This is a genomic window from Flavihumibacter sp. UBA7668, assembly GCF_002483205.1.
Classification (GTDB): domain Bacteria; phylum Bacteroidota; class Bacteroidia; order Chitinophagales; family Chitinophagaceae; genus Flavihumibacter.
In genome coordinates this window covers 241,510-253,721 of sequence record NZ_DLHM01000003.1, presented here as the reverse complement: position 1 = coordinate 253,721, position 12,212 = coordinate 241,510, and the positions used below count along the sequence as shown (strand labels likewise).

Here is a 12,212-nt window from a genome sequence, read left to right as displayed (position 1 = left end):
TAAGAATATAGAGTTAAATTAGAGTTCTAACGACCAATTGCATGAGCCATCGCATTCTTCCATACAAAACGATTGGGGTAGTTGCTGCCCTGGTGCTCGGCATTTTTCTATTCAGCCGATGTGGAACAGATGCTGTGGCCGGACTTCCTGATACCGTTGATTTCAATTATCATGTACGGCCGATCCTGGTGCAGAAATGTTATCTCTGCCACGGTCCGGATGAAAGCAGCCGTAAAGCCAACCTGCGACTGGATACCTATGAAGGTGCCACTGCTTTATTGAAGGATGGTGGCAAAGCCATTGATCCGGGACATGCAGCTTCCAGTATGCTGGTGGAGCGGATTTACCACAAGGATCCGGATTTGAAAATGCCCACACCGGAATCCAATCTCACCCTTACGGAAAGAGAAATGGCACTGTTGGAAAAATGGATTGACCAGGGGGCGAAATACGATCCGCACTGGGCATTTCAGCCACTTGTGCCTACACCCGAATTGTCGAAATACAAAGGAAATTTTATTGATTATTTTATTGATAAAGAACTGGATCGGGAGAATATAGAAGCAGCTCCCAAAGCATCAAAAGCTTCTCTTATCAGACGAGTTTCTTTTTTATTAACCGGATTACCACCAACAGAAAAAGAACAGGCTGCATTTTTTGCCGATACCCACGAAGATGCCTACACGAAAATGGTGGACCGCTATCTGTCCTCACCAAGATTTGGTGAGCGCTGGGCCAGGCATTGGATGGATATTGCCCGGTATGCAGAAACCCGCGGACATGAATTTGATTATCCCATTCAGGGAGCCTGGCGCTATCGGGATTATCTGGTAAGAGCGTTCAATGCAGATATACCGTATGATCAATTACTAAAGGAGCAATTGGCCGGTGATTTATTATCTGATCCAAGAAAAGGGCCTCAGAACCAAAATGAATCTGTATTGGGGACCACCTTTCTTACCATGGCAGAAGGCACCCATAGTCCGGTTGATATCCGAAAGGATGAAGCGGATCGCATTGATAATATGATTGATGTTACGGGAAAAGCGTTTTTGGGACTCACCATCAGTTGTGCGCGCTGCCATGATCATAAATTTGATCCCATCAGTGCAAAGGATTATTATTCTTTTTATGGAATTATGGAAGGCACCCGGTTTACACCGCAACCCGTCAATCAGGAGCAGAAAAAGCCGCTGTTGGATCGATTAATGCAGGTTCAGGATAGTATAAGAAATTGGATGATTAGTCAATTGCCTGATCAGCTGCCTGTTAACGGCATCGTACAAACGAAAAATACAACTGACCCTGTTTTGCCTGAAATAAATAGCAGGGTATTGGGGGATTTTTCGAGAGCTGATCTGGATGGTTGGAAATCAGATGGACTGGCTTTTGGAACTACCACCACATTAGGTGATCCAGTATTCAATACCCAAAAACAATGGATTGGAATACGGGAAGGAACCGCCAGCAGTCGGAAGATTTCAAGCGGACTATATGGAGCATTACGTTCTCCGGATTTTACACTTGCCAATAATTTTATCGCAGTAGAAGCGGCGGGTAAAGAAAGTGTAATCCGGATCGTAATTGATAATTTCCAATTGATCCGATATCCTATTTATGGAAATATGGAGCAGCGGGTTGAATCCACTGAATTTAAGGAGTATATTTTTGATGTATCTCAGTGGAAGGGACATAAGGCCTATATTGAAGTATTGCCTGGGGTATATGAAAATCATGTATTTGTTCAGCAGCCTGATTCGTATATAGATCTGCGATATGCCATCGCATATGATAAAACAAAACTAATTCCGGAGAAAAATCGTGGTATTGTTAAGGAACTTAATCAACGCATACGCCAACGGTCAAATAAAAAGCCGGATGCTGTCATTAGCCATCTGCTGGAGCAGGAAATAGCACTGCGATCTCAACTGAACGATTCGCTGCAATTCATCTATGGAGTAACGGATGGCTTTGGTAAAAACAGTCCGGTTTTTGTGAGAGGCAGTCATCTTGATTTATCCAAAGAACCTGCGACCCGTCAGTTTCTTCCTGCCATTGCAAAAACAACTGTACGGCTGGATGTGTCGGGTAGTGGCCGGCTTGAATTGGCCAATGCCATTTTGGAGAAAAATAATCCAATTGCAGCCAGAGTGATGGTCAACCGGATCTGGCATTACCTCTATGGAAAAGGTATTGTGGAAACGGTGGATAATTTTGGGCTGCAGGGAAAACTTCCTTCCCATCCTGCTTTGTTGGATCAACTGGCAATAGAATTTCAGGAGAACGGTTATTCCATTAAATACCTGATCCGAAAAATCCTGCTCTCCGAAACCTTTCAGCGTCAGGTAAAACCGGGAGCTGATGCCAGGGAAAAAGACCCGTCTAATAGTTGGCTTTCTCATTTCCCTTTATTACGTCTGGAAGCAGAAGCCATCCGTGATGCGATGCTGGCAGTTTCCGGCAGGCTGGATACATCTATGTACGGTCCGCCTGTTCCGCAACATATCACTTCTTTCATGAACGGTCGTGGGAAACCAGAGAATTCCGGTCCATTGGACGGAGCGGGACGCCGATCTGTTTACCTGGAGGTACGACGCAATTTTCTTGATCCGATGTTATCCAGTTTTGATCGCCCACTTCCATTTACCAGTTTCGGTAAAAGGGATGTTACGAATGTGCCTTCTCAATCATTGATACTGTTGAATGATCCTTTTGTTATGCAGGAAGCAGCAAGGCTTCATGTACGAATGGAAAAAAAAGCATTTGCTGACAGCAATCAAAAAATCCAATGGTTGTATCAAACCTGTTTTAGTCGCGCTGCCGAAAAAGAAGAAATTGAAAAAGGGTTGGCGTTTATAAAGAAGATGGAAGAAGCAGGAGCGTTGGCATGGAAAGAGTATATCCATTCGCTTTTTAATTTAAAAGAATTCATTTATCTCAACTGATATGGGAAAACCTGTTCATCCGATTCATCGTCCGCTTTCCCGCAGAGAAATGTTGGGAATCTGCAAATGCGGATTCGGTTCACTGGCCATGGTGAGTTTATTTGGAAGTCTGCTGCCTTCCTGCTCCGGAGTAGCCGATGGCAAGGAAAATTTATTGAATCATTTGGGTGGCGGCGCGCTTCCACCCGGTTTTGTTCCAAAGGCAAAGAATATCATCTTCCTGTACATGGATGGCGGTGTATCACAGGTAGATTCCTTTGATCCCAAACCCCGGCTGGCTTTGGAGAATGGAGAGGATCCTGCGAAGAAATTTAAAATGGATGCCACCCAGTTTGGCGATGTTGGCAAGATTTTAAAAAGTCCCTGGGATTTTCATCGCTATGGAGAATCCGGTATGGAAATAAGTGATTTGTTTCCGCATATCGCCAGCTGTGCCGATGACCTGGCGCTGATCCGATCCATGGTATCCAATTTTCCGGAACATACCAATGCGAATTATTTTTTACATACCGGCAGCGGATTGCAGGGACGCCCAAGTATGGGTGCCTGGGTTAATTATGGGTTGGGCAGTGAGAATAATAACCTGCCCGGTTACGTGGTGTTGGATGGTGGATTAATTCCACCAGGCGGATTGGATAATTTCAAAAACGGATTTCTGCCCGCAGCTTATCAGGCTTCCCTATTACGCGCCGGTGCTGAACCATTGGCCAATATCAAACCCATCGATTCCATTGCCGGCATTCAGGAAGATAAACTTGCTTTTCTGCGGGAGCGCGATGGTCATTTATTAAAAACTCTCGATGGTGCGGATGCTATTGAGGCTGCTATTTCCAATTATGAACTGGCTTATAAAATGCAGTCCTCCATTCCGGAGTTAACTGAATTCAAAAACGAATCAGAATCTGTCAAAAAATTATACGGACTTGATTCTCCTGACCCCAATACGCGTAATTATGCGGCTCAGTGTTTACTGGCACGCAGACTGGTGGAAAGAGGAGTCCGCTTTATTGAATTGACCTGTCCGGATATTGGGGGAGGAGCAGATCGCTGGGATCAGCATTCCAATCTTAAAAAAGGGCATGAAAATAATGCGCATGCTGTGGATCAGCCTATTGCCGGCTTGTTGAAGGATTTAAAAAAACGCGGCTTGCTGGATGAAACCCTGGTGGTATGGTCTGGTGAATTTGGCCGTACTCCTTTTGCGCAGGGCACGGATGGACGGGATCATAATCCATCTGCATTCAGTATGTGGATGGCCGGTGCCGGTATTAAAGGAGGAACCATTTATGGTGCAACGGATGACTATGGATACCGCGTAATTGATAAACCTGTTACGATCCATGATCTGCATGCTACCATGCTGCACCTGATGGGAATGGATCACAAACAATTAACCTTCCGGTTTGGCGGACGTGATTTTCGTTTAACGGATGTGCATGGAAATGTAGTGAAAGAAATTTTGGCCTGATAATCTGATTGGAATGCAACTAAACCCTGAACTGTCTTTATTTATAGGGCGATTTCACCCTTTATTCGTACACCTTCCTATTGGACTGCTGTCTTTTGCACTGGTGCTGCACCTGGTGCAATGGAAGCGGCCTTCCGAACTATTACAGGAAGTAGTTTCCCTGCTCTGGTTATTGGCTGCATTGAGTGGTGGGCTTTCTGTTCTTACCGGATTACTGCTTTCTCAGGGAGGTGACTATGAAAATCAAACACTGTCTAACCATAAACTGGGCGGAATTGCTGTGGCGGTATTGTCCCTGCTGATTTATATAAGTTACCGCCTGAAAATAAGAAACCGGCGATTTGATTTCTCTATGCTTCGGTTCATCCTGATTGTTAGTGCGGTTGGCTGCATGCTGATGACCGGGCACTGGGGCGGATCACTCACCCATGGTTCCAGTTATTTAACCGAGTATGCCCCCTTTGGGAAAATAGATTCACTAACAACCGGAACCGTTGGGAAAACCTACATCCGTGAGCTGGACTCCGCTTATCTTTTTGAAGATGCCGTGGTACCCATACTGCAGGCCAAATGTGTAAGCTGTCATAATCAGGAAAAGAAAAAAGGAGATTATTTACTCGGTACTCATGCCGAAATATTAGCAGGAGGTAAAACCAGTCCGGGTGTGGTACCGGGCAACCTGGCTACCAGTGAATTGTATCGCCGGATCAGTTTGCCGCAGGACCATAAGGAGTTTATGCCTACGGATGGAAAAACACCTCTGACGGAAGAGCAAAAAGCAATATTGGAATGGTGGATAGAAACCGGTGCACATCAGCAGCAAAAAATCAGTGCATTGGCTCCAGGTGTAAAAATAAAGGACCGGCTGATCAGTTTTTTCCAATTGGATCGGGAAGCAGTGGAAGGATATGAAGCCGCTCCTGCAAATCCAACTGCTCTCCGGCTGGTTCTGGAGAAAGGATTTCAGGTGAACCTGCTCACCAAAACATCCAATCTGCTGGAAGTGAAATTTAATGGAAACGGAAACGAACATCCCGACCTGTCTGTGCTGCAAGGCATCAATGAACAGTTGGTCTGGTTGCAATTGGAGAATTGCCAGTTGAAAGATGAGCAACTCAACCAACTTGGTTCTCTGACCAATTTATATAAACTGAATCTGAACAGGAATCCAATAACAGATCAGGGGCTTAAACCACTTACCGGTTTGCAAAAACTGGAATACCTGAATTTATATGGAACTAAGCTGACCAATGATGCCATTCCGTTGCTAACTCAATTGCCATTACTGAAAAAACTATATCTCTGGGATACCAATGTAAAACCCGGCTCGGCAGATAGTACCATGTTGTCGAAAAAACAGCTGGAACTCGTGATAGAACCATAGAATCCGCAGAGGCAGAAAAGCGTAAAAATAATTTTGTGGATCTTATTATAAAGACTAATTTAACGTTTTACTAAAACGATTTAGTAAGCAGTTTTATTCAACGATTGTATATGCTGGTTTCTCCCCGCCTGTTATATAGCCATTGCTATGGAAAGTATGCCATACCTGCTGTGAATGTATTCACGATGGAACAGGTGCTGGCCTTATTCGCAGCGGCTCATAAGGCAGCAGCTCCCATCCTGGTTCAATTAACCCCGGTTGCAAGAAATTATGCATCTCCCATCATGTTGCAATCCATGATACAGGCCGCAGCGCAGTTATTCCCCGATGTTATTTATGCCGTTCATCTGGATCATGGAAATGAGGAACATGCATCTGCCGCATTGGAACAGGGATATACTTCTGTTATGATTGATGCATCTCATGATCCGTTTGAAAAAAATATACAGCGTACCAGATCGGTGGTGGAAAAAGCACATCAGCATGATATAGTGGTGGAAGCAGAGTTGGGTGTGCTGAGTGGGGTGGAAGATGATCTGTCTGTAGAAGAAAAAGATGCCCTCTATACCAATCCGGAACAGGCAGCGAGCTTTGTACAGCAAACCGGTTGTGATTCTCTTGCCATAGCAGTTGGTACCAGTCACGGTGCCTATAAATTCAGTGGTGGTAAAGGCATACAGTTTCATATACTCGAAAAAATTCAGGCAGCATTACCCGGATTTCCGTTGGTATTGCATGGTAGCTCCTGTGTGGATCCCGAAGTGGTGGCGGCCATCAATTCCTATGGTGGAAAACTGAAGCCGGATGCATCGGGTGTAAAGGATGAAGAACTGCAGCAAGCCATCACCATGGGTATTTGTAAAGTGAATATTGCGACGGATCTGCGTTTACTCTGGACACGCGATCATCGGGCATTTTTTGCCAACCAGCCGGAATTGATTGATCCCGTTGTACCAGGCAGGAAATATATGGAATCCTACCAGGAATTTATGCTCAATCGGTTTAAGGTGATGGGCGCAAGCGGACAAGCAAAAGAATTACAATGAAAAATTTACTGATACATCCCAATCAAAAAAGTTCGGTTTACCAGCGGATAACAGCAGCAGATGCCGGCTGGACGCATTTGAATATGGAAGCCCGTTTGATGAAAGCCGGTGAACAATGGATAGGTTATACGGGTGAATTCGAATATGGATTCATTCTGTTAAGTGGAAACTACGAAGCAAAAACAGATAAAGGCAACTGGTCCACCACTAATGGCCGGAAAAATGTATTCAGTGGTATTGCGCATAGTTTATTTCTGCCACGTCATACGGAGTTTACGATTACTGCAACCAGTGAACTGCTTGATATTGCAGCAGGATGGGTACTGGCCAAAGAAGATTATCCCGCGCGTTTCAAAACACCGGAAGAAGCAGCCATTGAAATCCGGGGCGGTGAAAATGCCACCCGACAGATCAATAGTCTGATTGAGCCCGGTTTCGGTTGTTCCAGCCTGGTAGCTGTTGAAGTGTACACACCCTCCGGCAACTGGAGCTCCTTTCCGGCACACAAACACGATGAACGGTTGGTGGATGAAAACGGTGTATTGAAAGAAGCCAGTCTGGAAGAAATCTATTTTTACAAAATTGACAAACCCGGCGGTTTTGCCTTGCAGCAGGTTTATACCAGTGACCGTTCACTCGATGAGATCCTGCGTGCCGGTAACAACGATGCCGTGCTGGTTCCGAGGGGTTATCATCCGGTGGTGGCCCTGCACGGATACAATTGTTATTACCTGAATTTTCTGGCGGGCAGTGATCAGTCGCTCGCCAACACACCCGACCCCGACCATAGCTGGCTCTTTGATTCCTGGAAGTTTCTGGATCCAAGAATACCGATGGTTACTGCTCAAATGAATAATCAACCTTAGTAATAGCCCATTATGAAAAAACTGGATTTGTTAACCATCGGACGATCTTCCATTGATCTGTATTCGCAGGACATAGGTGCCGATTTTATCGATATCAAAGGCTTCAATGCATTTGTTGGAGGATCTCCGTTAAATATTGCCGTATGCGCAGGCCGGCTTGGATTGGACGTGGCGCTTTTGACCGGAGTTGGTGAGGATAAAACAGGTGATTTTATTCTGAATTTTTTACAGAAAGAAAAAATTGTAACGGATTATATTCCCCGGATTCCGGGTGCCCGCACCAGTGCAGTTATCCTTGGTATTGAACCACCTGATCGGTTTCCGCTGGTTTTTTACCGCGATAACTGTGCAGATATTCAGGTATCCATGGATCATGTAGCTGCCGCCGATATCGGACAGTTTAAAGTGGTGCAGGTGTCAGGCAATGCCATGAGTAAAGAACCCTCCCGCAGTGCTATATTTTATGCTGTGGAGCAGGGCTATGATAAAGATGTGCCGGTAATTCTCGACATCGACTTCAGAGCAGATCAGTGGACGGATATCCGATCTTTCGGCTTGATGATTCGCGCCATTTTGCCGAAAGTAACCATCGCCATTGGAACCGAAGAGGAGGTATTGGCTGCCACTTTACAGGATATCAATGATGTGGTAATTGAACACCAGCAGGTGTCTGCTCCAAAAGTGAAAGGTAATCTGGAAGCTTCGGTTAAACAGATTTTAAATGCCGGTGTAAAAGTGCTGATTGTAAAAAAAGGAGCCAAAGGTGTAACTATTTATGCGGCTGAAAATGAACCACAGGATGTTCCGGGTTATCCCGTGGAAGTGCTTAATGTGTTAGGGGCAGGTGATGCATTTGCAGGCGGATTTATCTATGGTTTTGTGCAGGGCTGGAGTATTCCAAAAGCCTGCCGGCTCGGCAATGCCTGTGGTGCGCTGGTAGTACAGCGGCCCGGTTGTGCCAATGATATGCCCACGCTGCAGGAAGTAATGCAACTGATTGAGGACCGGGGTGGATTAACTGATTAAACCTATTAATTGCTTGATATGGCAAGAAAAACAAAACGATTAACCACGGCGCAGGCCACTATTTTATTCCTGCAAAATCAATTCGTGGAAAGAGATGGAAAAGAAGCGGCTTTCTTTGGCGGCTGCTTTGGAATTTTTGGTCACGGGAATGTGGCCGGAATCGGACAGGCCCTGCTTCAGTATCCTTCCTTCCCGTATTTCCAGAGCCGAAATGAACAGGCCATGGTGCATACCGCCGTTGCCTATGCGAAAATGAAAAACCGTCTCGGAGCACTGGTGTGTACCACTTCTATTGGTCCGGGTGCCACCAATATGGTTACCGGTGCTGCAACAGCCACCATCAACCGAATTCCTGTATTGCTGCTGCCCGGCGATATTTTTGCCCGGCGCGATGTGGCTCCGGTTTTACAACAACTGGAAGCCAATTACAGCCAGGACGTATCCGTGAATGATTGCTTCAAACCGGTATCCAAATACTGGGATCGGATCAATCGTCCGGAGCAATTGCTTAGCGCTTTGCCGGAAGCCATGCGGGTGCTGACTTCTCCTGTTGAAACCGGAGCCGTAACCATTTGTATGCCGCAGGATGTGCAGGCGGAAGCCTATGATTTTCCGGTGGAGTTCTTTGAAAAAAAAGTATGGCCGGTGCAGCGAATCCGTCCGGATCAAAGAGCTCTTGCAAAGGCAGTGGAAGCCATCAAAGCTGCCCGTAAACCTATTATCATTGCAGGTGGTGGTGTGTTGTACAGTGAGGCCAGTAAGGAACTAACGGAACTGATTAACCGAACCGGAATTCCTGTTATGGAAACCTTTGCCGGAAAGGGATCGGTTCATTATAATGAGCCACTAAATCTGGGTGCCTGCGGTGTTACCGGCACGCCGGGTGCGATAACCGCTGCTGCAGAAGCTGATGTTGTGATTGGAATCGGTACCCGTTACAGTGATTTTACCACGATTTCAGAGTCTGCTTTCCAGCATCCCAAGGTTCAGTTTATCAATATCAATGTGGCAGAGTTTGATGCCTTTAAACATGCGGCGATTCCGCTGGTTGGAGATGCAAAAGTGATACTGCAGGAATTGTCGCCCTTACTGAAGCGCTACAAGGTTTCAGATGCCTATCGCACCAAACAGGAAAGAGCAGCCCGGCAATGGGACAAAGTAGTTAGTTCCGTTTATAATCTTAACCATCCGGTACCTATTAGCCAGGGAGAAGTTATTGGAGCAGTTAATACGCTGTCCAATGATAAAGATATTGTGGTTTGCGCCGCCGGAAGTTTACCGGGCGATTTGCATAAACTCTGGCGAACCCGTAATCCTAAAGGCTTTCATTTGGAATATGGCTATTCCTGTATGGGCTATGAAATTGCAGGCGGATTAGGCATTAAAATGGCAGACCCCTCACGGGAAGTGTATGTGATGGTGGGTGATGGCAGTTACCTGATGATGAGCCAGGAAATTATCACTGCAGTTCAGGAAGATGTAAAACTCATAATCGTATTACTGAATAACAATGGCTATGCCAGCATAGGTGGACTGTCTGAATCACTGGGTACCAAAGGATTTGGCACCCGCTATGAATACCGAAATAAAAAAACCGGACAACTAAACGGCGGACTGCTTCCGGTTGATCTGGCTGCCAATGCCGCCAGTATGGGAGCATCCGTCATTAAAGCACAAACCGCGGAGGAATTAAAAGCCGCCCTGATGCAGGCGAAAAAGAATAAAAACACTACGGTTGTTTACATTGAAACGGATCGCGAACAACGAGTGGGTGGGTATGCCTGGTGGGAAGTACCGGTTGCTGAAGTTTCCACGCATACGCAGGTGAAATCGGCCTATGAAAAACTGAAGAAGAACAAAGCAAAGCAACGTACTTATTAACGCCATATAAAACCAACGAATGAATCTTGCCATACTAACGTTTGCTTTATTTACCCTTTCTGTAGGTGTGTATTGCTGGTATAAAATGCGCAATGCAAAATTTGAAACAGCCTCCAGTTATTTCCTGGGAGGCAGGTCTCTGGGCGCCTGGCTGATTGCGATTTCCATGCTGCTGACCAATATTTCCACAGAGCACCTGATCGGGATGAATGGATCTGCCTATAAGAATGGTTTTGTGGTGATGGCCTGGGAAGTAACGAGTGCCATCGCCCTGGTTTTAGGAGCTGTTTATTTTATTCCGCGTTATCTGAAAATGGGCTTAACTACCATTCCGCAATATTTGGAATTACGCTTTGATAAATCCACCCATACCATCGTTAATCTGTTACTGATATTTTCTTTTATCATTACCCTATTACCGATTGTGTTGTATACAGGTGCCATCAATTTTGAGACACTGTTTGATATATCTGAAAAATTTGGGGTTACCAAAGAAACCTCTATCTGGTGGATCATAGTTTTAACCGGAATACTGGGATCGGTCTATGCTATTTTCGGTGGATTAAAAGCCATTGCTTATTCTGATCTGATTTATGGAATCGGGCTTTTTATAGGCGGATTAGCAGTTCCATTTTTTGCCTTGTATGATATAGGGGATACTGATATTTCAGCCGGACTCCAAAAAGTGTATGAGAAAGCGCCGGAGAAATTCAATTCAATCGGAGCGTCTGATTCGGTATTGCCATTTGGTACCCTGTTCACCGGACTCGTCATCAACCAGATTTATTTCTGGTGTATGAATCAGGTAATTGTACAACGTGCATTGGGGGCCGTTAATCTGAAAGAAGCGCAGAAAGGATTTCTGATTATGGGCCTCTTTAAAATTCTGATGCCGCTGATCATTGTATTACCAGGTGTAATTGGATTCTATTATTTCAGTGATACGCTGTATAATAATCAGGATACCATCTATCCCGAACTGGTGAAAAAAGTGTTGCCGATTGGGTTGATTGGCATTTTTGCTGCCATCATTATGGGTACCGTTTTAAGCACCATAAATGCCGTATTAAACAGTGCTGTGACCCTGTTTACACTGGGGGTGTATAAGCGCCAGATTAAACCTGATGCCGATGAGAAAAAACTGGTACGTACAGGGAAATGGGCGTCTATTCTACTGGCTGTTTTTGCGATCTGCGTTGCGCCAATGGTAGCCAAAGCACCACAGGGGATGTATCAGTTATTGCAGGAATTAAACGGGATCTTTTTTATTCCGATTGCATCCGTTTTATTAGGTGGATTTTTTATTCCCTCGATTTCTGCGGCGGGTGCAAAAGTGGCCATTTTTACCGGCCTCGCATTTTACCTGCTGACCACCTTTATTCTTAAAGTGGATATTCATTTTATTCATGTATGGGGAATTGAATTTGTGTTGAATATTCTGGTGATGTTATTGGTGTCGAAGATGTATCCCAATACCAATCCATATAAACCGGTGCATACGGGGGAAGTAAATATTGAACCCTGGAAATACACGAAGCCGGTGGCGATATTCCTGGTACTGGCAACTGTACTTGTTTATTATTTATTAAGCTAATA

8 protein-coding genes are annotated in these 12,212 nt (G+C 45.2%); all 8 read left to right on the top strand.

The features are described from left to right. Positions 1-41: 41 nt before the first annotated feature. The 8 genes from B2746_RS06870 (at position 42) to B2746_RS06835 (ending at position 12,210) form a co-directional block, all read left to right on the top strand. Positions 42-2,945 carry a PSD1 and planctomycete cytochrome C domain-containing protein gene (locus B2746_RS06870; protein ID WP_290792119.1) on the top strand — a complete coding sequence of 968 codons (2,904 nt, stop codon included), beginning with the start codon at positions 42-44 and terminating at the stop codon, positions 2,943-2,945. Between the two features lies 1 nt (position 2,946). After that, positions 2,947-4,413: a DUF1501 domain-containing protein gene (locus tag B2746_RS06865; RefSeq protein ID WP_290792118.1), complete on the top strand. Its 1,467-nt coding sequence runs from the start codon at positions 2,947-2,949 to the stop codon at positions 4,411-4,413. Positions 4,414-4,426: 13 nt separating this feature from the next. Then, positions 4,427-5,797 (top strand): DUF2231 domain-containing protein, encoded by a 1,371-nt coding sequence (locus B2746_RS06860; RefSeq protein ID WP_290792117.1) that lies wholly within the window; start codon positions 4,427-4,429, stop codon positions 5,795-5,797. 110 nt (positions 5,798-5,907) lie between these two features. Then, the gene (locus tag B2746_RS06855) at positions 5,908-6,843 is read left to right on the top strand and encodes a class II fructose-bisphosphate aldolase (protein WP_290792116.1); all 936 of its coding nucleotides are present in this window, start codon (positions 5,908-5,910) and stop codon (positions 6,841-6,843) included. Next, positions 6,840-7,709 (top strand): 5-deoxy-glucuronate isomerase, encoded by an 870-nt coding sequence (iolB, locus tag B2746_RS06850; protein WP_290792115.1) that lies wholly within the window; start codon positions 6,840-6,842, stop codon positions 7,707-7,709. Before B2746_RS06855 ends, iolB begins: the two co-directional genes overlap by 4 nt. A gap of 12 nt (positions 7,710-7,721) precedes the next feature. Then, positions 7,722-8,735, top strand: a complete 1,014-nt coding sequence (gene iolC, locus B2746_RS06845) for a 5-dehydro-2-deoxygluconokinase (protein WP_290792114.1) — start codon at positions 7,722-7,724, stop codon at positions 8,733-8,735. A gap of 18 nt (positions 8,736-8,753) precedes the next feature. Further along, positions 8,754-10,616: a 3D-(3,5/4)-trihydroxycyclohexane-1,2-dione acylhydrolase (decyclizing) gene (gene iolD / locus B2746_RS06840; protein ID WP_290792113.1), complete on the top strand. Its 1,863-nt coding sequence runs from the start codon at positions 8,754-8,756 to the stop codon at positions 10,614-10,616. Between the two features lie 19 nt (positions 10,617-10,635). Continuing rightward, positions 10,636-12,210 carry a solute:sodium symporter family transporter gene (locus B2746_RS06835; protein WP_290792112.1) on the top strand — a complete coding sequence of 525 codons (1,575 nt, stop codon included), beginning with the start codon at positions 10,636-10,638 and terminating at the stop codon, positions 12,208-12,210. Positions 12,211-12,212: the final 2 nt, after the last annotated feature.

What these genes read in the sequence shown, in the direction of transcription:
- B2746_RS06870 (WP_290792119.1), top strand. Translation starts at nt 42, where the DNA reads ATGAGCCATCGCATTCTTCCATACAAAACGATTGGGGTAGTTGCTGCC.
- B2746_RS06865 (WP_290792118.1), top strand. Translation starts at nt 2,947, where the DNA reads ATGGGAAAACCTGTTCATCCGATTCATCGTCCGCTTTCCCGCAGAGAA.
- B2746_RS06860 (WP_290792117.1), top strand. Translation starts at nt 4,427, where the DNA reads ATGCAACTAAACCCTGAACTGTCTTTATTTATAGGGCGATTTCACCCT.
- B2746_RS06855 (WP_290792116.1), top strand. Translation starts at nt 5,908, where the DNA reads ATGCTGGTTTCTCCCCGCCTGTTATATAGCCATTGCTATGGAAAGTAT.
- iolB (WP_290792115.1), top strand. Translation starts at nt 6,840, where the DNA reads ATGAAAAATTTACTGATACATCCCAATCAAAAAAGTTCGGTTTACCAG.
- iolC (WP_290792114.1), top strand. Translation starts at nt 7,722, where the DNA reads ATGAAAAAACTGGATTTGTTAACCATCGGACGATCTTCCATTGATCTG.
- iolD (WP_290792113.1), top strand. Translation starts at nt 8,754, where the DNA reads ATGGCAAGAAAAACAAAACGATTAACCACGGCGCAGGCCACTATTTTA.
- B2746_RS06835 (WP_290792112.1), top strand. Translation starts at nt 10,636, where the DNA reads ATGAATCTTGCCATACTAACGTTTGCTTTATTTACCCTTTCTGTAGGT.